Source organism: Sphaerochaeta associata (assembly GCF_022869165.1).
GTDB classification, from domain to species: domain Bacteria; phylum Spirochaetota; class Spirochaetia; order Sphaerochaetales; family Sphaerochaetaceae; genus Sphaerochaeta; species Sphaerochaeta associata.
The window spans coordinates 24,294-48,073 of sequence record NZ_CP094929.1; the positions used below are offsets into that span (position 1 = coordinate 24,294).

The 23,780-nt window shown below is 53.3% G+C and carries 19 protein-coding genes; 14 read left to right on the forward strand and 5 right to left on the reverse strand.

Annotated elements, in window-relative coordinates; all coding sequences use genetic code 11:
• Positions 1–22 precede the first annotated feature (22 nt).
• The 4 genes from lgt (at position 23) to MUG09_RS00135 (ending at position 5,329) form a co-directional block, all read left to right on the forward strand.
• The gene (lgt, locus tag MUG09_RS00120; protein ID WP_244772550.1) at positions 23–982 is read left to right on the forward strand and encodes a prolipoprotein diacylglyceryl transferase; all 960 of its coding nucleotides are present in this window, start codon (positions 23–25) and stop codon (positions 980–982) included.
• On the forward strand, positions 966–2,735 hold the full coding sequence (locus MUG09_RS00125; RefSeq protein ID WP_244772551.1) for an aminopeptidase P family protein: 1,770 nt from the start codon (positions 966–968) through the stop codon (positions 2,733–2,735). The genes lgt and MUG09_RS00125 overlap by 17 nt, the downstream gene beginning before the upstream one ends.
• Positions 2,736–2,762: 27 nt before the next feature.
• The gene (gpmI, locus tag MUG09_RS00130) at positions 2,763–4,409 is read left to right on the forward strand and encodes a 2,3-bisphosphoglycerate-independent phosphoglycerate mutase (protein WP_244772552.1); all 1,647 of its coding nucleotides are present in this window, start codon (positions 2,763–2,765) and stop codon (positions 4,407–4,409) included.
• 65 nt (positions 4,410–4,474) lie between these two features.
• Positions 4,475–5,329, forward strand: coding sequence for an aldo/keto reductase (locus MUG09_RS00135; RefSeq protein WP_244772553.1), 855 nt, complete (start codon positions 4,475–4,477; stop codon positions 5,327–5,329).
• Here MUG09_RS00135 and MUG09_RS00140 read toward each other — a convergent pair whose 3' ends face one another.
• The 4 genes from MUG09_RS00140 to pth all read right to left on the reverse strand — a co-directional run bounded on the left by MUG09_RS00140 (position 5,330) and on the right by pth (position 11,378).
• Positions 5,330–6,097, reverse strand: a complete 768-nt coding sequence (locus MUG09_RS00140; RefSeq protein WP_244772554.1) for a hypothetical protein — start codon at positions 6,095–6,097, stop codon at positions 5,330–5,332. It lies immediately after the preceding gene.
• A 6-nt stretch (positions 6,098–6,103) separates the two neighbouring features.
• Entirely contained in the window at positions 6,104–7,351 is a 1,248-nt protein-coding gene (locus tag MUG09_RS00145; protein ID WP_244772555.1) for a cation:dicarboxylate symporter family transporter, read from the reverse strand.
• A gap of 51 nt (positions 7,352–7,402) precedes the next feature.
• A complete protein-coding gene (locus tag MUG09_RS00150; protein ID WP_244772556.1) occupies positions 7,403–10,750 on the reverse strand; it encodes an alpha-amylase family glycosyl hydrolase in 3,348 nt (1,115 codons plus the stop codon).
• Between the two features lie 97 nt (positions 10,751–10,847).
• Positions 10,848–11,378, reverse strand: coding sequence for an aminoacyl-tRNA hydrolase (gene pth, locus MUG09_RS00155; RefSeq protein WP_244772557.1), 531 nt, complete (start codon positions 11,376–11,378; stop codon positions 10,848–10,850).
• 37 nt (positions 11,379–11,415) lie between these two features.
• Between pth and MUG09_RS00160 the strand changes: the two genes are divergently transcribed.
• The 5 genes from MUG09_RS00160 to metF all read left to right on the forward strand — a co-directional run bounded on the left by MUG09_RS00160 (position 11,416) and on the right by metF (position 17,921).
• A complete protein-coding gene (locus tag MUG09_RS00160; protein ID WP_244772558.1) occupies positions 11,416–11,748 on the forward strand; it encodes a YqfO family protein in 333 nt (110 codons plus the stop codon).
• Positions 11,749–11,758: 10 nt separating this feature from the next.
• Positions 11,759–12,919 (forward strand): homocysteine biosynthesis protein, encoded by a 1,161-nt coding sequence (locus tag MUG09_RS00165; protein ID WP_244772559.1) that lies wholly within the window; start codon positions 11,759–11,761, stop codon positions 12,917–12,919.
• Entirely contained in the window at positions 12,916–13,329 is a 414-nt protein-coding gene (locus tag MUG09_RS00170) for an NIL domain-containing protein (protein ID WP_244772560.1), read from the forward strand. Before MUG09_RS00165 ends, MUG09_RS00170 begins: the two co-directional genes overlap by 4 nt.
• Positions 13,330–13,444: 115 nt before the next feature.
• A complete protein-coding gene (gene metH / locus MUG09_RS00175; protein ID WP_244772561.1) occupies positions 13,445–16,963 on the forward strand; it encodes a methionine synthase in 3,519 nt (1,172 codons plus the stop codon).
• Positions 16,964–16,967: 4 nt separating this feature from the next.
• Positions 16,968–17,921: a methylenetetrahydrofolate reductase [NAD(P)H] gene (gene metF, locus MUG09_RS00180; RefSeq protein ID WP_244772562.1), complete on the forward strand. Its 954-nt coding sequence runs from the start codon at positions 16,968–16,970 to the stop codon at positions 17,919–17,921.
• On the opposite strand, the gene MUG09_RS00185 is transcribed toward metF, so the two are convergent.
• Positions 17,918–18,580 (reverse strand): endonuclease III domain-containing protein, encoded by a 663-nt coding sequence (locus tag MUG09_RS00185; RefSeq protein WP_244772563.1) that lies wholly within the window; start codon positions 18,578–18,580, stop codon positions 17,918–17,920. The two genes, metF and MUG09_RS00185, sit on opposite strands and share 4 nt — an antisense overlap.
• 78 nt (positions 18,581–18,658) lie before the next feature.
• On the opposite strand from MUG09_RS00185, the gene aroF reads away from it, so the two are divergent.
• From aroF to MUG09_RS00210, 5 genes are all read left to right on the forward strand, one after another.
• A complete protein-coding gene (gene aroF, locus MUG09_RS00190) occupies positions 18,659–20,569 on the forward strand; it encodes a 3-deoxy-7-phosphoheptulonate synthase (protein WP_244772564.1) in 1,911 nt (636 codons plus the stop codon).
• Position 20,570: 1 nt separating this feature from the next.
• On the forward strand, positions 20,571–21,113 hold the full coding sequence (locus tag MUG09_RS00195; RefSeq protein WP_244772565.1) for a DUF4416 family protein: 543 nt from the start codon (positions 20,571–20,573) through the stop codon (positions 21,111–21,113).
• A gap of 6 nt (positions 21,114–21,119) precedes the next feature.
• Positions 21,120–21,848, forward strand: coding sequence for a hypothetical protein (locus tag MUG09_RS00200; protein WP_244772566.1), 729 nt, complete (start codon positions 21,120–21,122; stop codon positions 21,846–21,848).
• A 42-nt stretch (positions 21,849–21,890) separates the two neighbouring features.
• Positions 21,891–23,099 carry an L-serine ammonia-lyase gene (locus MUG09_RS00205; protein WP_244772567.1) on the forward strand — a complete coding sequence of 403 codons (1,209 nt, stop codon included), beginning with the start codon at positions 21,891–21,893 and terminating at the stop codon, positions 23,097–23,099.
• A 196-nt stretch (positions 23,100–23,295) separates the two neighbouring features.
• Complete coding sequence (locus MUG09_RS00210; protein WP_244772568.1) at positions 23,296–23,772, forward strand: hypothetical protein; 477 nt, start codon at positions 23,296–23,298, stop codon at positions 23,770–23,772.
• The last annotated feature ends 8 nt before the right edge of the window (positions 23,773–23,780 follow it).

Here is a 23,780-nt window from a genome sequence, read left to right on the forward strand (position 1 = left end):
CACAGCACATTACACTTGCCCCATGACACAATTCATCTCCTTCCCCAGCTGGATTTCACCGGAGATTATCCCCGGTCTACCCCTACGGTGGTATGGCCTGATGTACGTAGTGGCATTCAGTTTTGCCTACCTGATGATTCGCGTCCAGGCACGCAAAGGGGATATAGCCCTCGATGCCGACCAAACCCTGAACCTGGTGCTCTACTGTGTTGTCGGCCTGGTAGTCGGGGCAAGACTCTTTTCTGTTCTGTTCTATGACGGGACAACCTATTACTGGACACATCCTTGGATGATTTTCTGGCCGTTCAGAGACGGCCGATTCGTTGGATTGCCGGGGATGAGTTACCATGGTGGTTTGGTGGGCGCAATTCTCGGAGCCTGGCTTTTCAGCCGAAAATACCGTTTCAATTTTCTCTCTCTTGCCGATACGGTAAGTTATGCCGCTCCCTTGGGCTATACCTTCGGACGGTTGGGAAACTTCATCAACGGCGAGCTCTTCGGGCGTGTCTCGACGACTCCTTGGGCGATGGTTTTTCCCGATGCCCCCCGCTTTTCAACCAACTATGAATGGGTGAGAACCCTTGCCGATTCGCTAGGCATCGCCTATCAGAGCGGGGAGCTGGTCAACCTGCCCCGCCATCCCAGTCAACTGTACGAGGCCCTGTTTGAAGGGGTGCTGCTCTTCTGCTTCTTGTGGTTTGTCATCCGAAAGCGGAAAAACCTTAAAACCGGTATGGGTCTGGCTTGGTATATGATCGGATACGGGACGGTGCGGTTCTTCATCGAGTACTTGCGCTCCCCCGATGAGAATCTCGGCTACATTCTTGCATTCGGAAAACAGTCGGACAATATTGCCTTGTTTCAATCCTTCTTCAATTTCTCCATGGGGCAGCTTTTCTGCCTTGCCATGATATTCAGTGGAATCATCTTCATCCTTGTCCTACGAAAACAAAAAGGAGCCTTGCATGTCTCACATACATGAACGGGTAGCGGCACTGCGCGCCCTTCTAGCTCAACATGATCTTGATGCATGGATCATCAATGGAACCGATCCTCATCAAAGTGAATATGTTTGTACACGCTATAGAAGCCGGGAGTGGATAAGCGGGTTTACCGGAAGCGCCGGGACGGTGGTAATCACCAAGGAAGCTGCTCTTTTGTGGGTCGACTCACGCTATTTCATCCAGGCCCAGCAGCAGATCGAGGGTAGTGAATTTATCATGATGAAGGTCGATACCCCTTCCTATCCCGACCCCTATTCCTACCTTGTGCAGCAGCTTCCAGAGGGGGGCAGGGTCGGCATCGACAGCGCAACCCTCACTGTCTCAGCCAAGGCCTCGTTGGAGGCATCTTTTGAAGGCAGGGTGGTCCTCGTTCCCTTCTCAGACCTTCTGGATGCAATCTGGCTCGACAGGCCTCCTGTTCCCTCTCGGGAAGTTGTTCATCTTCCCAACGATATTGCAGGGTTCAGTTCGGTGCAGAAACTTACCATGGTACGCCTTGCCATGGCTCAGAAGGGGTGTGACTATACCGTCATCTCCTCCCTTGACGATATCGCCTGGATCACCAATCTCAGAGGATCGGATGTCACCTACAACCCGGTGTTTCTCTCCTACTTGGTGGTAGGCAGACAGCAGGCTTGGTTGTTTACCGATCCGGGCCGCTTTGATGCAGAGACCAAGGACCTGATTTCCTCCGATTTTGAGATTCTTGACTATGAGGCGATCTCTCCCACCCTCTCAGCCATGCTGAAGGCCGACGATGTCATCTATTACAATCCCGATAAAACAAACCTTCTTCTTTTTGCCGCTTTTCAAGGAAACAAGCATGTGACAGGGCGCGAATTCACCACCGACCTGAAGGCGAGCAAGAATGAGACGGAGTTGGAGGGAATGAGAAAGGCCCATCTGCTCGATGGGGTTGCCTTGGTTAATTTCCTGGCTTCCCTGGATACCAAGAAAGGCACCTATACCGAAATTGAACTGAGCACCATGCTCAAACAACAGCGGCAGCGTAATGCCCACTGCATCGGAGAATCATTCTCCCCCATCAGCGGGTGGGCCGCCCACGGGGCGATGTGTCACTATAGTGCCGACGAGAAGAGCAATGCGACGGTGCAGGGGGACGGACTGCTTGTCCTCGATACCGGCGGAATGTATACCTTCGGCCTTACCGATGTGACCAGGACCATTCTTTTCGGTACCCCCACCGAGGAGCAGAAGCGTGACTACACCTTGGTGCTCAAAGGCAATCTTGCCCTTGCGAACATGCGCTTCCCCGAGGGAACCTGCGGGTATCAGCTGGACGTGCTTGCAAGGCAGTTCCTCTGGCAGCAGGGCTTGAGCTACTTCCATGGTACCGGTCATGGACTGGGGTTCCGCCTCGGCGTCCATGAGGGTCCGCAGTCGATCAGTGTGAAGCCGCTTGCCGTACCGCTTAAGAAGGGTATGATCGTCAGTGATGAGCCCGGCATCTACAAGGAAGGCCGGCATGGAATCCGTATTGAGAACATCCTCGCGATCAAAGAGGATGTGAAAACTGAATTCGGGCAGTTCTTGAGCTTTGAAGTCTTGACCATCTGTCCGTTTGAACGCACATTGATAGATAAGAATCTACTTACAGTGGAGGAGATTGCCATGGTGGACGCCTACCATCGATGGGTCTTTGAAGAATTGAAGGACCTGGTGGACAGTGCCGCTCTCCCATACCTTGAGAGAGCCACCGAATGTTTGTAAGCAGATATGCTGAAGGAGAACATACCAATGGTTGATGCATTAAAAAAAATGGGGAAGATTTCCCGCAAGGGTCCTGTCGTCCTGGTGATCATGGATGGAGTAGGATTTGGAAAATACAAGGAGGGCGATGCCGTTGCAGCCGCTCTCACCGGACATTTGAACAAGCTGTACAAGGCCAATCCCTGGACGAAGCTGAAGGCCCACGGACTTGCCGTCGGGCTTCCCAGCGATGACGATATGGGCAACAGTGAAGTAGGGCATAATGCCATGGGCTGCGGACGGGTTTTCTCCCAGGGTGCGAAGTTGGTCAACAACTCAATCGAGACCGGTGCCATGTTTGAGGGAACCACCTGGAATAAACTGGTTGCCAATGTAAAAACCAAGGCATCAACGCTGCACTTCATCGGTTTGCTCAGCGACGGAAACGTTCACTCGCACATCGACAACCTCAAGGCTATGATCGTGCAGGCCAAGAAGGATGGGGTTGCAAAGGTTCGCATCCATGCCCTGCTCGACGGCCGCGATGTCGGCGAGGTCAGTGCACTTGAATACTTCGACCCCTTCGAGGCTTTTCTTGCTTCGTTGAACGATGCTTCCTTCGATGCAAGGATTGCCAGCGGTGGCGGCCGCATGGTCATTACCATGGATCGATACAATGCAAACTGGAATATGGTACGCAAGGGTTGGGAGACTCATGTTCTGGGTGAAGGCCGGATGTTTGAAGGCGCCCATCAGGCCATCGAGACGCTGCGCAAGGAGAGCAAGGCCATCGACCAGGACCTTCCCCCGTTCGTCATCGCCAAGGATGGAAAACCGGTGGGAACCATCGAGGATGGCGACAGTGTCATACTCTTCAACTTCCGAGGCGACCGTGCCCTTGAGATAACCAAGGCTTTTGAAGCACAAGAGCTTGCCGAATTCGACCGAAAACGTCATCCGAAGGTAGAATATGCCGGGATGATGGAGTACGACGGGGATTTGCATGTTCCCAGCCAATTCCTGGTCACACCTCCGGCCATCGACAAGACAATCGCCGAGTATCTTTGTGCCTCCAAGGTGCGGCAGTTCTCGATCAGTGAAACGCAGAAATTCGGCCATGTAACCTACTTCTTCAATGGCAACAAGAGCGGAAAGTTCGATGACAAGCTCGAAGAGTATGTAGAGATTCCCAGCGATATCGTTCCTTTCGAGGAGAGGCCCTGGATGAAGTGTGCCGAGATCGCGGACCGTGTCATCAAGGAAGTGGAGAGCGGCAAGTGGGACTTCATCAAGCTTAATTTCCCCAACGGGGACATGGTCGGTCATACAGGCAACTTCCAGGCTGTTGTGTGCTCGATGGAAGGGCTTGACCTGCAGATAGGGAGAATCCACAAGGCGGTCATGGAGGCCGGCGGCGTCATGGTAATCACAGCCGACCACGGCAATGCAGATGATATGTTCGAGCATGGAAAGGATGGAAGCGTGCAGTACAAGGAGAATGGCGATCCGAAGTCCAAGACCAGCCATTCGCTCAATCCAGTGCCGTGCATCATCTGTGACAGCAACTACCAAGGAGAGTATGAGAGCGAGCTCAAGACAGGGCTGGGGATCAGCAGCATAGCTGCAACGTGCATGAATCTTCTCGACTTTGAAGCTCCCGCCGAGTATGATCCGAGTATCATTACCATGCGATAACTGTATTTTCGTACTATGATTAACAGGGCCTACGGGCCCTGTTTGTCGTTTCAAGGAGGGTTTCTATGGATTACAAGGAGTTTGGAAGAACCGCTCATCGTTCCAGCAGGGTCATCTTTGGTGCTGCGGCACTGGGGGAGGTAACCCAACAGGAAGCAGACAGGACGCTTGGTCTTCTTTTGGACCACGGGATCAACCATATCGACACCGCCCGAAGCTATGGAGAGTCGGAACTTCGCATCGGACCTTGGATGAAGCAGCGGCGCTCAGCTTTCTTTCTTGCATCGAAAACCGGTATGCGGACCAAGGCGGAGGCTTTGGAAGAACTCAAGCAGACACTCGATCGCCTCAAGACGGACCATCTTGACCTCTGGCAGCTGCATTTCCTTGTCGACGCCCAAGAGTGGGAAGCAGCCATGGCCGAAGGCGGGGCCCTGGAGGCAGCCATGGAGGCTAAAAAACAGGGTCTGGTACGCTTCATCGGGGTAACCGGTCATGGTGTTGACGCACCGAAGGCCCATCTGAAAAGTCTTAAAGTCTATGATTTCGATGCGGTGCTTTTACCTTACAATTACACCATGCTCCAGAATCCTGTCTACAACGCCGATATGGCACAGCTTCTGGAAGTCTGTTCGAAACGCAATGTTGCCGTACAGACCATCAAATCGCTTGCACGCGGGGCATACAATCCCAATGAAAAAACGTTCGCGACCTGGTATGACGCTCTCAGCGATGAATCCTCGATTGAAAAAGCAGTGCACTATGTCTTGTCAAACGAGCAACTCTTTCTCAACAGTACCGGTGATATCGATCTGCTTCCTCTTTTACTGAAGGCTGCAGAGAAGCCCATTGTTCGGCCTACGGAGGAAGAAATGAAGACATTGGTGGAGAAAGAGGGAATGAAGGCACTCTTTGTGTGATCAGGTCCAGATGTGATAGGTTCTGGTCACCAGGATGAGAATGGTGGTTCCCGCTACATAGAAGACCAGTCCCAATACATTGAACAACGTTTTTTGGCTGATTGTCACCATCGCATTGCCTACGATCATCAGGATGAATGAGAGACAGCGGACAAACGTCTGCCTGCTGAACTGCTCCTCGAACATGGCGATGATGAAGGTGGCGACGGCAAGCACGTTGATCAGTATGCACACGCCGAGAAACAGGGAGTTGGTTACACTCGCCTCAAAAAGAAATGAGGGGGAGTTGACCGATACCGGTACGATCATTGATAAAAACAGGGCGCTGGCAGCTGCAACAAAGGAGTACTGGCTGAGTTTTGCAGGATTGATGGTCTGTTGGAAGAGCCCTGAGGCCAGAAACAGGAATGATGAGAAGAGCAGGGAGAAGTGATACAGTACTGAAATTGCAGACGGGTTGAGGATGAAAATGTGGGTGATGGAGTGATAAAGCGGGAGAATTTTTACATTGCCCAGGCTTATCATTAAAAACAAGAGAGGGAGCACCCTCGCTTCCGCTCCAATGTTTGCACGATAGAAAAAACAGAGCAGCAAGGCAGCTGTAAACGCCACCCAAAGGTGAATGAAAGAAGGAATCAGAAATGACCGCGCCGTGTCCCATATTTGCTGCTGTACCGCACTGATGCTGCCATGAACTATGCTGACAGTAAGAATGAGGGTAAGAAGGCCCTGAATGCCCAATAGGACAAAACGCAGATTTTTTCCCATAGTCTGTTACAGGATGTCACGGTAGGCGCTCTCAGTGAGAACACCCATTTGTTGGCAGGTGTAGGCTGAGCCGAAGGCTGCAATGAAGGAGTCTACAAGGATTCCCAATCCGTTGAGTATCGGCATCAGGGCGACAAGCGTCATCTCGGCACCATATAAGTCGATTTTCAGAAATTGCAGGGCGATGATGGAGATGAAGAATACCTCATAGCCGAGGTAGAGCGGGCTTGCATACGCGAAAAGGGCACTGGAAAGGGCGACAAAGATAATCACCTTGTCCGAGGGCATGGAGGATGTGGCGGCATAGAGCAGGCTGAGTATGCTCAAAGTCGCAATCATGGCCGAACCTCCCCTGCCGATGAGGGTGTAGAGGGGAACGGCTGTCGCACTGACACGTTTTTGACAACCAAGGTTGTGTCGGGAAAGCGATATGGTCATAGGGCTGGAGAAAAAGATGCTGCCGGTGAAAAGAGCCGCCGCCGCCGGTGCGAGCATGCGGTAGATGATCATATAAGGATTAACACGGAAACGGGTGACCAGACCAAAGAGAAGTGGCAGAACAACCAGGATGCCCGAAAGGGTTGAAATGATCAGCATGAGCAAGAAACGTCCGGCGACAAAGAGGGTGCCTTCCATCTGCAGGTGGCTGAACCAGTAGGAGGATGCAAAGAAAATAAAGAAGTGCCCGGTGGTGCTGTACGCCCTGGCAAGGCGGAACATGGTCTCGCTGAGCGAGTTCATGGTGACGTATGCCGGTCTGATTACCTCTACATTCGGCTTGAGAAAGTAACCGAAGACCAAGGCTATTACCAGAACAGGGAGCAAGAAGCTCTCTGCATTGGCCAAGGTGTAGAACGGATTGATCGGAAGCATCGATTCGAAGAGGGTGGAAATCGATTGGGGTGCAATAATGGAAAGCGATGATGCATCGCTGCCTGCACTGGTGCTGGCAGGGAAATTGGACGGGAAGAACCTGAAGACAATGGCACAGCTCATAACCAACAGCAGGGTGGAACCTATGCTCCATAGAATGGTGGTACGTGCGAACACCCCTCCCTTACGATCTTTCCTGAGGGATGCTATTCCGCTTGAGAAGCCGAAAAAGACCAGTGGAATCAAGACGAACCCACCGAGCTGCACCAAAAGGGCGGTGATGGTGTACATCACTTGTTGAAATATACCCGACTCTCCAAATAAAAGGGTTGCAGCCAAACCGAGGGCGGTTGCAGCCAGATAGCTTATCCAGGTCTTCATAGTTTCCAAGAGTATCTTATCAGATGCAGCAAGTCAATCAAACGTCGCTTTTCAACCCAACAGCTGATCAAGCTTATATCCAGACTGCATCTCAGCTTCCATAAGAATCCTGATATAGGAGCTTACATTCCCCATTCCCTTGATTACTGCAAGAGAAAGCGCTGATAGATAGATGATCTCCTGCATTGCCTCCTTTGTGTACCACGTTACTCCCTGGTACTCATTGACCTGTGCATATTTGGCAAGGCTGGAATCGGAAAGCAACAGAGCCAATATCTGCTTGGGATCTTCCATGCCGTCATCCACCATGAAGGCCGCACTTGCCAGGATGGCGGCACTATGGCAGGCTTTTCTCGCTGATTCCTCGGTAAATCCTGCATCGCAGAGCTCTTTGGAGAAGAACCGGGAAAGAAGCAGGCTGTCGCTCGCCCTCATAGCCTCGCTGATGGTCGCCTCGTCACCGAGAAACGGTTTGAGGAAGAATGATGCTGCGACCACTGCTTCCATCTCATCAAGGATGCGCGAACCGTACAGGAATGCGCGATTTTCCTCACGCTTGAAGAGAGTGCTGTATCGCTGGACTTGTGAAAGCATCTGTGCAGGACTCACATCATTGGGGAGGGAAGGCAGTGATTTTTGGGCGGCGGGATGCAGGTTCTCGACGGCAGCCGCCAAATGCGCATAGGCCTCGGCCAAGGTGAGAATGAGCTTTCGCTCGCTCTTGCTGGTAGCCTCTCCATTGAGAATAAGCCTGATTTGCTTGAAGAAGTTCTCCGAGTGGAAACTCTCCATTGCTTTGTAAACAGGCTTGAGGCGGAGCGCAAGGATTTCTTGTTCGAGGTTGGCTATCCCGCTCTCTCCGATCTGCTCATACAGTTCGGAGTATGTCCCGTCGACATCCTCAACTTCACGGATATTCAGAAGCACCTTGGTCTCAAAACCTCTGAGATGGACTGCCATCCCCTCATCATACACCCTCAGTGACGGTCTCATATACGTGAGGCCCTCATTGAACGAGTCGTAAATCAGGTACCTTCTTCCTCCTACCGTCAAGCCGAGAGCCTCTCCGAGACTTACCGTCTCGCTTCGTTTCTCCTCTCCAATTTTCTGAAGCTTGGGGCAGCTGGTCTTGATCCAGCCTTCCACACTCTCATATTGGTTATTGTAGAGAACCAAGGCGCGCTCACGCTCATTGCCGTTGACATAACAGAATGCCGATTGCTGGACATTCCCCTCCCGATACAAGTCGAAGAGTTGGAAGTAGTCGACGCCGCTGAAGAGATACCGCCTTTTCAAAAGCGGGAAAATCCGTCGATAGTGCTCATCGACCAGATATTGATTGGGCTTTTCGTCCCAATACGCTCGGCGGTACTCCATGCCGTACTTTTCCCTATAGCCTTCAATCTGGCCGTGACCGAACATCGGCAGTCCCGGCATGGTGGAAAGCAGGGTGCAGACCCCGAAATATTTGTCCCCGTCTCCAAATTGGGCGAGTGCCGTTTCCTCATCAGGGTTGTTCATGAAATTGACGAAACGCTTGAGAATCTCAGGCTCGAAGGCGATGGTGTTCTTGATCGTCTCCCGATACTTCTGGTTTTCCTGATTCTTGAGCATGTTCATGAAAGCGCTGTTGTAGACTCGATGCATTCCCAGGGTACGCACGAAGTACCCTTCCATCATCCAGAAGGCCTCGGCAAGCAGCAATGTGTCAGGCAGCTCCTCATTGATGCGGTCGACAACCTCACGCCAGAACTCCTGGGGGATTTTCTGGTTGAACTCGAGTTCGTCCATGCCGTATTGGGTGCGGCCTGCTATATCACCTCCATGTCCCGGTTTCGGATACCAAAGTCGCTGGATGTGCTTCTTTGCCAGGGTCATTGCAGCATCGAAGCGGATGATCGGGAAGTTGCTGGCAACATGCTTTATCTGCTGATAGACAGCCTCGCGGGTGGCAGGATTGAGGAAATCGAGCTGTGCAGTGTCATTCCAAGGCATCGATGTACCATCGTTGCCATGGAAAATATAGGTGGTGTCTCCTGAACGAAGGTCTTTGCGTCTGAATGTGACGGCAGCATCGCTGCGGTCATAGTAGTGATCCTCAAGCTTGATTTCCACCGACGGGTCTGAAGAGAGATTGGGACCATCATACGTATAGGAGGGGAAAGGAGGATAATGCTGCTGGATGAAATATTCACTGTGGTTGAAGACCCAATCCCCATCGATTCCGGTGTGGTTGGGCACCATGTCGCTCGCCAGACGGATGTGGTAGCGGCTGCAGCGCTGGCGCAGGTTGTCCAGTGCCTGCCAGCCTCCGATGGACTGGGCGATCTCATAGTTCTTCAGCGAGTAAGCCGATGCTTCGGCATCAGGATTGCCGCACAGATTCTTGATCTTCTTGCTTGCCGAGCTGCGCTCCCACAATCCGATGAGCCACAGGGCGGTGAATCCTCGAGAAGCGAGTTTCTCCAGCTCCTGGTCGGGAATCTTGTCCAACGTGTCGATCGGGTAGCCGTACTCCTTGGTAAGCTGGTCCAGCCAGACCAGAGTCGATTTGGCGATCATGATGACATTGGGCATCCAGTTCCGGTCGGCGGTGAAGGCTTCGTATTCATGGTCGAATATGCTGTAGTCGGGAACCACCATCACAGGACTCCCGCCTGCGCCCACCGGCGGGAAGTGCGGCTTGTCCTCCTCCTGCACGAAGTCGATTGCCCTGAGGAGCATCGTCTTCAGGCTCTGGGGAATCAGGTCCGCCCAGGCTTCAAGAATGTAGCTGATCTGGTCGAGCAACGAATCCGGATAGAGTTTTGCAGGACGGGTGAGGAAGGAAAAAATGTCGGAGTCACTGTTGCCCATGACGGCGGAGGCTTTGGTATACCCACCCAGCAGGGCGGTAACCGCCTGGGATGCCTGGGGGAAGGAGAGTCCTTCGGGTGAAAGGAACGGCTTTGCAGCCATGATGAGGGCAGGATTCTCCTGCATTACCTGATGAAGGAAGTAGCCGCGAAGCGACTCTTCATAGAAGAAATCCAAAGGAAGGGATTGCTGAACCAAAAGCGGCGACGGGAACTCCTTCATGTAGAAGGCCAGCACCTCCTGGGCGGCATGGTTCTTATTGATCAAGGCCGTAAGGCGGGTGAAGAAATCAGGTTCGCTGTCGCTGAGGTATCGGCTGAGAACACTCTGATAGAGCTGGTGGAGGACCGCTGTGGCATGGAGCTTGCCGGCTGACACCCAGTCGTTTCCCCCCTTTGCCTTTACCTTGCTGTTGTAGATGTGTGCGATTTCCGTGGCTTGCTTGTAGAGCAAAGAAAGATCGGAATCCGAAGGGAACAACGCTGGAAAAAAATCCATTTCAGTCCTGGTACGAACTGAAATGCGAAAATCACGTGTAATCAAATCACGCCTCCCTGAGGGTGGGTCCATCCCTGAACAGTAATGCCAGTATACCATGAGAGCGCTTGGTTGTAACCCCTTTCTTGAAAAACGGGGACTGTTAGACTAGTGTATTTGTTACTGGTAGAGAAGAATATGCGTCTGTAAGCATTTTTTCTGCGAGATCGATGACCAGCGGCAGGGAAATTTCCTCGTCAGGTGTAAACCGTTCCAGCACAAAGGAGGCAACCGAGCCGTGCTGCGGTCTGCCGATACCTATCCTCAACCTGAAAAATTGATCGCTTTGAATATGGGCCCTGATGGACTTCAGCCCGTTGTGACCTCCCAGTCCTCCGCCTTTCTGCAGTCGTAGTGTTCCGAACGGCAGTTCCAAATCGTCGTGTACGACTAGAATCTCATCGATGGCGTATCCGTAGAAATCCATGCAGGCACGAACCGACCTTCCGCTCTCATTCATGTAGGTGGAGGGTTTGAGCAGCTTGGTTGAATTGTCCGAACTCACAAGGCCGTGGAACTTCTCACTCCATCTTGCCTGGGGATGACGATGCTCTGCAACCATCCAGCCGACATTATGTCTTGTTCTTGCATATACCTTGCCCGGGTTGCCCAGAAATACCAGAAGCTTTACCATACGCGTATCATACGGGCAATACGGGAGGCATGCAACGATGTACGTGATGGTTTTCTATGTTCCCCAGTCGCATCTGGAGGAAGTGAAAGAGGCGGTCTTCAGTGCAGGGGCCGGTATCATGGGCGGGTACGATCGATGTTGCTTCCAAACCTTGGGAACCGGACAGTTTCGGCCCCTTGCAGGCAGTTCTCCTTTTCTCGGGCAGGTTGGAACGCTTGAACAAGTACCGGAGTGGCGTTTAGAATTGGTCGTTGATGAAGAGCATGCCGCCCAGGCAGTCCAAGCCCTTTTGGACACCCATCCCTATGAGGTCCCTGCCTATCATTTGATCCCGGTCTTGACCCTTGAGGGGGTCGAGTTCAGCGAATAGAGGAGCTTCTATGGCAAAAACGATTGCCCAGATCAACGAGAAGATCAAGGCAGGAAAGGCGGTGGTGGTCACTGCCGAGGCCTTCAGTGCTATGGCGAAGGAGAAAAGCCTCGCCGAGCTGGCCCAGGAAGTGGATGTGGTAACCACAGCTACCTTCGGACCGATGTGCTCCTCCGGGGCGATCATCAACTTCGGCCACTGGTCGCCGGGAATCAGAATGGAGGAAATTTCCCTCAACGGGGTAAGCGCTTATGAAGGGCTTGCCGCTGTCGACACCTACATCGGGGCGACCAGTGAATCGAAATTCGATCCCGCCTATGGCGGGGCGAACGTAATCGAGGACCTTATCCGCGGCAAGGATGTGCGCCTGCATGCCAGGGGCAAGGGCACCGATTGCTATCCTACCAAGGAGGTCGATACCTGGATCAACAAAGAGACGGTCAATGAGTTCTACCTTTTCAATCCCCGTAATGCCTACCAGAACTATGCAGCGGCGACAAACAGCACCAATCGCATACGATACACCTATATGGGAAGCCTTCTTCCCCGCTTCAGCAATATCACGTATTCGACCAGCGGTGAGCTTAGTCCCTTGCTCAATGATCCATTTTTGAGGACCATAGGAATCGGCACCCGAATTTTTCTCGGCGGCAGCGAAGGGTATGTGGTATGGAACGGGACCCAGTTCAATACCAGGCGCGAGCGCAATGAATATGGGATCCCCAAGCTCCCCGGGGCCACCTTGGCCGTAATCGGTGATGCAAAACGAATGTCCTCCGATTATATCCGTTCAGCCTACTATGAGAAATACGGCGTATCGCTCTTTGTCGGTATCGGGATTCCCATTCCGGTTCTTGATGAGAGGATGGCCAAGCATCTGAGCATCTCCAATGAACAGATTGAGACCACCATACTCGACTACGGGCAGGAACATCACCCGGCGGTGGGAACCACCTCCTACGCCAAGCTTGCCAGCGGAAGCGTAACGCTGCCTGACGGCAAGGTGGTGAAAACCGCTCCGCTCTCCTCGCTTGCAAAAGCCAGGGAGATTGCCGAACTCTTAGGTCAATGGATTCGTGAAAAGCGATTTTTTCTTACCGAGCCTGTACAAATGCTTCCCAAAGACAGTTTTGTCAAACCCTTGGTTCCCCGTGAAGGAGGTGAGCAATGAAACGTCGCTACGCCCTTCGCTTCTCTCCCACCCTGGTGGAGCAGCCGATCGTCAGCAAACTCGCCCGCTCCTACGATGTCGACATCAACATCCTTAATGCCGATGTAGCCAGCGGTCGGGGAGGCAAGCTCATCGTTGAGCTCTGCGGAACCGAACAGAATCTTGATGCCAGTGTGGTGTATCTCTCAGAGATGGGTGTCATTGTCTCGGAAATGGTCAAGGAGCTGCTCTTCCGGGAGGATGGGTGCATCCACTGCGGTGCCTGTACCGCTGTCTGCTCCCCCAGGGCACTGCGGTTGAACGCCGAGGCAAAGCTGGTCTTTGATGTTTCCCTTTGTGTGGTATGCGGACTGTGCACCCAAGCCTGTCCTCTGCGACTCTTCGAGGTTTCCCATGAGCGGGAAGCGTGAGACCAGACCCCGATGCCTGCTTGAACCTTGATGTCCCCTTACCAAGGGATGCACTATAGATATATGTAAGAGTTAGGGTTCGAGAACATCGATGCCGTTGGAGGTGCATACTGCAATGAATAGAACGGAGTACCTGAAGAGCCTGCTTTCCCAGCGCATCGTATTGCTTGACGGGGCGATGGGGACCATGATCCAAAGTCAGGGATTGGGCATCGATGATTACACGCTCGACGGCTTGGCCGCCTTTGGATGCAATGAGGTGCTCAACCTCACCCGTGGCGAGGTGATATTCTCAATCCATCGGCAATACCTTGAGGCAGGGGCCGATATCATCGAGACCAATACCTTTTGTGCCAATGCCTTTAATCTGGCGGAGTATGGTCTGCAGGACCAGGTTCAGACCATCAACCAGGCAGCTTGTGAAATTGCACGCGAAGCCGCTGCCGATTTTGAGGCGGTCAATGCAGGCTACGTATTTGTTGCAGGCGTCATCGGACCAACCAATCGTTCCCTCTCTTTCTCTCCCAAGATGGAGGACCCCGCCTATCGGCAGAGTGATTTCTCCGATTTCCATGCCATGTACCTCCAGCAGGCGCGTGTGCTCGTCCAAGGAGGCGTCGATCTGATTCTGATCGAAACCGTCTTCGATACGCTCGCGGCCAAGAGTGCCATCCTCGCATGCATCGATGCCATGGGTGAGGAGGGAAGGACCATTCCCATTATGGTCAGCGTCACCTTCAGCGACCAAAGCCGGAGAACCCTCAGCGGTCAGACCCTTGATGCATTTGTAACAAGTCTTGGAGCGTTTCCCCTCTTCAGCCTGGGGCTGAACTGCTCGACCGGACCACAGGAGATGCTTCCCCTCCTGCAGGAGCTTGATGCAATCTGCCCGTTTTACGTCTCCGCCCATCCCAATGCAGGCTTTCCCGATAAGGAGGGGCATTACACCCTTACCCCGCAGCAGATGGAAACCCAGCTTTCACCACTCTTGGAGGAAGGAAGGCTCAATATTCTTGGAGGTTGCTGTGGCACCACCCCGGCCCATATTGCCGCTCTGAAGAAAGCCTCCCTGCAGGCAGTACCCAGAAGTAAGCCTCAAGCTCCTCATGCCTTGCAGCTCAGCGGTCTCGATGCAATCACCGTCAAAGAGAACACCCTGCTGGTAATCGGGGAGCGTACCAACGTCGCCGGTTCACGCAAATTTGCCCGTCTGATCAAAGAGGAGAAGTGGGAGGAGGCTCTTGCCGTTGCCCGTCTGCAGGTAGCCCAGGGCGCCCGGGTTTTGGATATCTGCATGGATGCCTCCATGCTTGATGCAAAAGAGAGCATGCGCTCGTTTTTACGTCATATCGCCGGCGATCCCTCGGTGAGCAAGGCGGCCTTGATGATCGACTCCTCCGATTGGTCGGTAATCGAAGAAGCCCTGGGTGAAGTGCAGGGCAGGGGAATAGTAAACTCCATCAGTCTGAAGGAAGGTGAGGAAAGCTTCGTCAGCCATGCCAAGCACATTGCCCGTTACGGGCATGCCATGGTGGTCATGCTTTTTGACGAAGAGGGGCAGGCTGCCACCTATGAGCGAAAGATGGCCATTGCCGAGCGCAGCCATGCCTTGCTCCTTTCTGCTGGTATCAGGGAGCAGGACATCATCTTTGATGCTAATGTGCTTTCCATCGCCACCGGTATTGAAGAGCATGACACCTATGCCCGTGATTTCATCCTTGCCACGCGAGAGCTGAAGCGGCGCTATCCCTTGTGCCATACAAGCGGCGGGGTCTCCAATCTCAGTTTTTCCTTCAGGGGCAATGAGAAGGTCAGGACAGCGATGCATGCCGTGTTGCTCTCTCTTGCAGACCTGGATATGGCAATCATCAACCCTGCCTCTCTTCTGGATGCAGAGCGCTTGGACGAAAAGACGCGTACCATCATCGAGAAAGCCCTGCTTGCAGAGGATGAGGACCTGGCGCAGAACCGCGCCAATCTGATTGCTCTTGCACTGGCGATGCAGGAGGATGAGAGTCCGCAGAGCAAAATGGCCGACCGTAAAGAACGAAGTGCAGGCGAGCGTCTGTTCGACGCCGTCCTTGCAGGAGACCACACGTATCTGGAGCAGGACCTGAAGGAACTTGAAGCGGAGAATCCTCTGACCTTGGTGGAAGGAACGCTGATGGATGGGATGAAGGAGGTAGGCCGGCTTTTTGGTCTGGGTAAGCTGTTCCTCCCTCAGGTGGTACGAAGTGCACGGACGATGAAGCTTGCTGTTGATATCCTCCAACCGCGTATTGCAGAGTATTTAAAGCAGAATAACAATGAATCAGGTAGTCAAAAGAGGCCGGTTGCGGTGATGGCTACAGTCAAGGGTGATGTGCATGACATCGGCAAGAACATCGTCAACCTAATCCTTCGATGCAACGGCTTTGAGGTGATCGACCTTGGAGTCATGGTACCTCCCCTGACTATCTGGGAAGCCGCGGTCGCCAATAAGGCGGACTTGGTCGGCTTAAGCGGTTTGATCACTCCATCGCTGAAAGAGATGGAGGCTGTCATTACGTTGTTTGAGCAAAAGGGCTCTTCCATTCCCATTTTTGTGGGGGGCGCCACCACCAGTGAAATCCATACCGCAGTCAAGCTGGCGGTCCTCTACTCCGCCTCGGTGATCCAGACCAAGGATGCATCGGCAATGGCCTTGGCTGCCAAGCAGGTGGTGGGGCCGGATAAGGAAGCCTTCAAGCGAGGTTTGAATGCTGTCTACCAGGACCTGAGACAAGCTCATCACATGCCCAAGGATGGAGCCAAGGTTCAATCGGCCTATGCAGAGTCTCTACAGAAGAGCAGTCAGAAGCAGACGGGATCCAAAGCCAGGACCTATGGGGTGTTTACCAAGACCGATTTCCATCTTGGTGATTTGGCGGCCGGCATCAATTGGCGCATGTACTGTTCTGCATGGAAAGTCCCGTTTGACAGCGAGGAGGGAAGGAACCTCATTACCGAGGCGAAGCATCTTCTTGCCGAGAGCGAGGTCATCCGCCTCTTCGAAACCGGATGCAAAATCGTCTATGGCTTGTTTCCTGCCTCCAGCGACCGCTTGCAGGTGCAGGTGGGTGATGCTTCCTTCTTCTTTCTTCGTGACGAGGAAAGCGGACTCTGTCTGGCGGATTTCATCGCAGTCGATGATACGGTGGGACTGTTTGTTTCCACCTCATCGCTGAGCCTCGAGCCCTATCTGAAGCAATTGGAAGCCGAAGGAAAAACCATGCAGCTGCTCAGCCTCAAGCTGCTTGCCGACCGGCTGGCCGAAGTATTGGCCGAGCAAGCCCAAATCCAATTGAAGCGGCTGTGGGGATCTGATGAGCTCTCATTCATAAGACCGGCTCCCGGCTACCCGTCCTGGAACGACCACAGCGAGAAACAAACGCTATTCTCCCTGCTGGCTGCGACAAAGACCATTCAAGTCCGCCTGACCGAGAGCTTTGCCATGGATCCACCTTCATCGGTATGCGGTCTGCTCATCGGAGGGGAAAATCTTCGTTACTTTGCCTTAAAGCAGGTAAGTGAAGAGCAGAAAGCCCTGTATGCAAGGAGAAAAGGGGTGTCGATAGAGACGCTTGCCACACTGCTCAGTGGTATGGAATACTGATGCCATGCAAGTAATCGATATACTCAACCAAGCGAAGCGCCCTCTTTTCACCTTCGAACTGGTACCTCCCCTCAAGGGTGGTGATGTCCAGACTCTTTTGGAGACGGTGCGTCAGCTCTCCCGCTTCGAGCCGGCGTATATCAATGTCACCAACCATCAGCAGGAAGTTGTATACATCGAACGTCCCGACGGCCTTTTGGAACGCAGGACGGTGAGAAAAAGACCGGGGACCATCGCCCTCTCGGCCTTGATCCAATACACCTTCAATATTCCGGTAGTGGCACACCTGATCTGCGGTGGCATGGACCAAGACGAGCTGGAGGATGCCCTGGTTGAGCTGAACTTCCTGGGTATTGAAAATGTACTTGCACTTCGCGGTGATCCCCCCAACGGGGAGAAGCGGTTTGTTCCGGTCAAGGGAGGGTATGAACACTCCAGCGAGCTGGTCTCCCAGATCAGTGATTTGAACCGGGGAAAGTACCTGGACCAGGATTTGCAGAATGCCCAGAAGACCCACTTCTGCACAGGGGTTGCAGGTTATCCTGAAAAGCATGCCGAGGCTCCGAACCTGGAGCGCGATATCGAGATGCTGAAGTACAAAGTAGACTGCGGTGCCGACTACATTGTCACCCAGATGTTCTTCGACAATGCGGTATACTACCGCTTCGTCGATGCCTGCAGAAAAGCCGGTATTACCGTTCCCATCATCCCGGGGCTCAAGCCCATCGGGAGCAAACGGGATTTGGCCACCATCCCCCAAACCTTCCATGTCGACTTTCCCTCGGAGCTGGTGGAACTGCTCTCAAAGGCCACCAAGCTCTCCGAGATTCGTGAGATCGGGGTGCATTGGTGTACGCTTCAGACCAAGGACCTGCTTGCCCATGGAGTACCGGGGGTGCATTTCTACACCCTTGGGAAGGCTGAATCGGTTGCAAGCGTGGTACGTTCCTGCTATTAACGACTGCGACTCACACCGATTTTCGGACAGCGCTGCGCTTGAGGGCACTTGCTGCAGAATGGGCTGACAGGAGTGCAGATGAGCTGACCGTAACGCACCAAAAGCTCGTTCAGCGGTATCCAGAAACGTCTGGGCATGACCTCTTGCAAGGCAAGTTCAGTCTGCTCTGGCGTTTTGGTATGTACCCAGCCAAGACGGTTTGCGATCTGATGGACATGGCAGTCCACGCAAATTGCATCGATCTGATACCCCAGATTCAACGTAAGATTCGCAGTCTTGATGCCCACTCCCGGCAGTGCAAGCAGCTCGTGTTGGGTATCGGGAACCCTGCCCTCATACTGTTCAATCAATCGCAGTGAAATCAAGCGTATGTTTTTAGCCTTGGTTTTATAAAATCCTGCCGGATAGATGGCCTCTTGGATGGCCTGTTCGGAAAGACAGGCCATGGCATGGGGATCACCGGCCAGTGCAAAGAGGCGTTGGCTAGCTGCAAGGGTGACCTCATCCTTGGTTCTGAGCGAAATGAGGGTGGCGATCAATACCCGGAAGGGATCATGCTCCCGCTCGGCGATTATGGAGACGGAGGGCAGTATCTGTCCCTCAGCTTCAATGGCTTTTCTGAATTGTTCAAAAAGATTATCCCAATACTGTTCATTCATACTCTAGGGCCTACCATGCCACAACAAAAAAAGCAACGCTCACTTGACCTTTTTATGGTTACGCTCTAGCGTATTTTCATGATAATCGTACTGAAAAAACAAATCAGCGAAATGCAGAAAGAGTCGATCAGATCCTTTCTGGTGGAGAAGGGCTACACCGTCAAGGAAATCGTTGGGCAGGAAGAGACTGTCTTCGGTGCCGTCGGGCAGAGCACCCTCGATATCCGTGAGGTTGAGCTGCTCGAAGGGGTGGCCAATGTCGTGCCCATCAGTAAACCATACAAGCTCGCTTCGCGTGAGCTGAAGAAAGAGGATACCATTGTTACCGTCGGCAAGGTGAAAATCGGCGGTAACCGCATTGCAATCATAGCAGGGCCCTGCGCCGTTGAGTCGCGTGAACAGATCATGAGCATTGCGGCCTCGGTGCGTGAAGCGGGAGCAGTGATTCTTCGCGGCGGGGCCTTCAAACCCCGTACCAGTCCCTATGCTTTCCAAGGCTTGGGTGAAGAGGGGTTGAAGTACCTCAAGGAAGCCGGAGAAACCTATGGCATGCCGGTGACCACCGAAATCGTCAATCCTTCCGATGCTCCCATGATGACCAAGTACATCGATATGTTCCAGATCGGTGCGAGGAACATGCAGAACTTCGAACTGTTGAAGGCGGTCGGGAAGACCGGCATGCCGGTGCTGCTCAAGCGCGGCTTGTGCGCCACGATCGAAGAATGGCTGATGGCTGCCGAGTACCTGATGGCCAGCGGAACCGACCAGATAGTCCTGTGCGAGCGGGGCATTCGGACATATGAGCGGGCTACCCGCAACACCTTGGACGTCTCTGCAATCCCCGTGGTGCAGAAGATGACCCATCTGCCGGTCATCGGCGATCCCAGTCATGCAACAGGGTTGAGGGACATGGTAAGTCCGATGAGTCTTGCCTTAATCGCCAGCGGAGCCTCCGGCTTGATCGTCGAGGTGCATAACAACCCGGAAAAGGCTTTCAGCGACGGCCCCCAGTCTCTCTACCCTTCCCAGTTTGAGAAGTTGATGCGTGACCTGCACTCGCTCAGTGCCGTTGTCGGAAAATCTCTGGAGCGCATACCGCGTATTGTTCCCGAATCACTTGCCCTGAATCCAACAGCTTCGCCTGTAAGCGACCACCTGGTGGTTGCCTTTCAGGGAGAGCGGGGTGCGTACAGCGAGCTTGCCATCCGCAGGGCGTTTGACGAGTCGACCGATGTGCTTCCCTGCAAGTCCTTCTCCGATGTATTCGAGGCCGTGCTGCAGGGCAAGGCCGCCTACGGCATGATTCCCCTGGAAAATACGCTGGGTGGTACCATCTATGAGAATTTGGACCTGTTGGACCGACATCAGGCCATCCAGGTGGTAGGGGAGCAGCAGATCAGGATCATCCATAATCTCATCGGCCTTCCCGGCTCGAACATAGGGAGCCTTCGAGAGGTCTACTCTCATCCACAAGGGCTTGCACAGTGTACCGAGTACCTGCAACATGAACTCTCTTACGCCCAGGCTATTCCGTTTTTCGATACCGCCGGTGCAGTAGCGTATGTCAAGGATGCAAAGGATCCCACCAAAGCCGCTATCGCCGGCGCTCCCGCGGCCAAGGTGTACGGGATGGAAATCCTGTGTGAAGGCATCGAAAGCAACCCCCGCAACTATACCCGCTTCTACATTATCTGCCGCGAGGAGCGCAGTGCAGTATTCCGTTCAACGGCCGCTGTCAACCGTGCTTCCCTTCGGTTCACGGTTCCCGATCGTCCGGGCTCCCTGTTCGCGGCCCTGTTGGTTTTAACAAAGCATGGTCTGAACATGAAGAAGCTGGAAAGCCGCCCGATACCTGGCAAACCTTGGGAGTACTCGTTCTTCGTCGAGACCGAGCTCGGTGAAAGCGGGGCCTTCGACGTTGCATTGGCTGAACTGTCCGAGCTCTGCCTTTCGGTTCGAGTTCTCGGAACATTCACCTCGAATCTGTAAGATGGGACGGGTTGCTTCCTTCACCCCCAGATCCTTGGTCATGGGGGTGTTGTTGGAAAATGAAGGTCTGCTCGAGACGGTTGTGACTCGTCTTGAAACCCAGTACGGCCCTGTTTTGAACCAAAGCCCCCTTACACTCTTTACCTATACTGATTATTACGACCGGGAGATGGGGACCAAGCCCCATCGCTGTTACCTGCAATTCAGGACCCTTGTCGATCCCGCACGATTGAGTACCATAAAAATCGAGACCAATGCGCTTGAGGACCTGTTCCGCAACGACATCGGGCGTCGGGTGAATCTCGATCCCGGGCTGCTCTCTTTGGAGAACCTCATTCTCGCAACCACCAAGAATCGCAGTCATCGCATCCCGCTTTGCGACGGCATCTACGCCGAAGTGACGTTGCAGTATGAGAACCATGCATTCCAGGCGTTTCGATGGACATATGCCGATTACAACAGTGAAGAGGTGAAAAAGCTGTTTTTTCGGTGGAGGAGCGTCTATCATGAGCAGCTGAAGCAGGAGGGCTGTCTCGCCACCTAAGGTGGTGTGAAATGGTTAGCTTGCTTGAGCTTGTTGGTCTTGTGCATAAGCTGTGAATTCAACCCTCTTCATGAGAGACGGCTTGAGGTCGCGATTGCAAAAGAGCATCCCTGGAAGGAAGGCAGTCATCGCCCGCTTTGGCATACCCTCGTCTATTTCGATGCTTCAGGATCGCTTAAGCGTGTACATCTTGAAGGCGGGACAACCAGGGCCTCAGTGACGGTTAAACGCGAGGGCCTTACAGTCCTGTGCGCCTATCCACTCTCAAACCTCCATCCCTATGGAGGATTCTTCTATCCTGGTTGCGAGCTGCCGGTCGTGCTGACCCAAGAGCAGGGTCGGCTGGCCGGCCTCCTGCTGGATGTGTATGCGTATAATGCCCAGGCAATAGAGAACCTCAACGGAGAATTACTAACCGAATTGGCACCTGATACCGGGCTGCTGGACACCTCAAACCTATTGGTTGATCTTCTGAACGGTACCGTGGACCAAGAAAGCCTGACCCCCAAACCAACGCTTTCGATTACGCTCGCCGATCTCCCTGCAGGGAATTGGGTCAGCGAGAGAACCGGACGGCAGTCCTTCTACTTTCACTATGGCGACACCATCAGTCTTGAGGCCGAAGGAGGCGTCGAGCGTTGGTGGAACCAAGAACATCAGCTTTGTCTGACGCTCTTTGCAGACCTCATCCAAGGCACGTTTTCCACCTCCCTTTCCAAAGCACCCCTCTGGTAAAAACACCTTCCCTTTTTATGGATAAACCGATAGAGTTTGGTTATGGAATCCCTTCGAGAACTCTTTCGGATCGGCTACGGCCCATCCAGCAGTCATACCATGGGACCGCGTTCAGCGGCCACCCATTTCCTCTCGCTGTATCCTCGGCAGGCCCGCTATGAGGCCGACCTGTACGGCAGCCTCGCGGCTACCGGGAAAGGTCACTTGACCGACAAGGCCCTGCGTGAAGTTTTTGCCAAGGAGGGAAGCGAGGTTGAGATAGTCTGGTATCCCGACATCGAAAAGCCGTTTCATCCCAATGCCTTGACCATCCGCTCCTACAATCATGCAGGAAATGTGGAGCATGAGCAGACCTACTACAGTGTGGGCGGCGGCAAGGTTGTCATTGAAGGGGTGCAGGAAGAGACTTCCAAACTTGTCTATCCCAAAGAGTACTCCAGAATGAAACAGATTCTTGAGTATTGCTCCGAGGAAGGTCTGCAGCTGTGGGAGTTCGCCGTCCAATGGGAAGGTACGGAAATCCTGGCTTACATCGAGGAAGTGTGGAACGTCATGGCTAGTGCCGTCGAGCGCGGTTTGGATGCCGAAGGCGTCCTTCCCGGTGGTTTGAAGCTGGCACGCAAGGCGAGCCAGTACAACTCCAAGGCAACCGAGTTCTCCGGCCCGCTCGGAAGCACTGCCTCCGCTCTCAGTTATGCCTTGGCTGTCAGTGAAGAGAACGCCGGAGGCGGCTTGATCGTCACAGCACCCACCTGTGGAAGCTGCGGAGTGCTGCCGGGGGTGCTCTACTATCTGGCCAAGCAGTATAAGCTGCCCAAAGTGAAAATCCTTAGGGCCCTGCTCACCGCCGGTGTCATCGGCAATGTAGTGAAAACCAATGGGTCGATCAGTGGAGCCGAGGTAGGGTGCCAGGGGGAGATCGGTGTAGCTTGTGCCATGGCAGGAGCTGCCGCAACCCACCTTCTGGGAGGCAGCATCCACCAGATCGAGTATGCTGCGGAGATGGGCCTTGAGCACCATCTGGGGCTTACCTGTGACCCTATGCGCGGCTTGGTTCAGATACCCTGCATAGAACGTAATGCCTTGGCAACCATGCGCTCGCTCGACCACTGTTCCTACGCCCTGCTTGGAGACGGTCGTCACAAGGTAAGTTTTGATAATGTCATTGAAGTCATGATGGAGACAGGACAGGCTCTGCCCTCCCTCTATCGTGAGACTTCCAAAGGTGGTCTGGCAAAGGTCCTTGGTTAGGCTTTGCTATGTCACAAGGGAAGCATGGTTTGTGATATCTTATTATTTCACTATATAAGAAACAAATATTTTCATTCTTTTTGACTCCTACTAGAAAGGAATCTCAACTAATCTGGATTTCTTCGGGGAATTGCTCTGTGCTTAATGTATAACACTTGACATAGGTTTTTAGGCTAAGATACTGTACAAAGAGCGTATGGAGAAGAGATCAAGGTCAGTGAGACGAACACAGCGATGCAAGGCAGCCACTTTCGGCCTGCTTCTGTGTTTGTTGTGTCTTGCATCCCCTTTAGAACTCCGCTCTGCCATCACCCTCCAGACTCCTTCAACGGATGTGGTTATTGTTGTCGAGCCCGTTCCTTTCGACGGAAGCGATGCTTCTCTTCTCATCCCGATTTGTGATGTGACACTGATGGCCAAGCACCCGGGCTTCGGGAGGGTCTACATCGATCACACCCCTTTGTCCAATCAACTTGAAATAGTCATGTACCAGCTGGTATCAGAACGTGGTTTGGATTTTGAGCGTTCCGAACCTTTTCTCTATTATGTGCGGGGAGCATTGCACGAGGAGATTTCCATCGGTCGGCTTTGGGCCCGCTTGGTGCGTCCTCTGGGTACAAGGGGCAACCTCTACTCAAGTACGCTCAGGGTGAATCTGGTATTGGAAAAATAGTGAGGTTA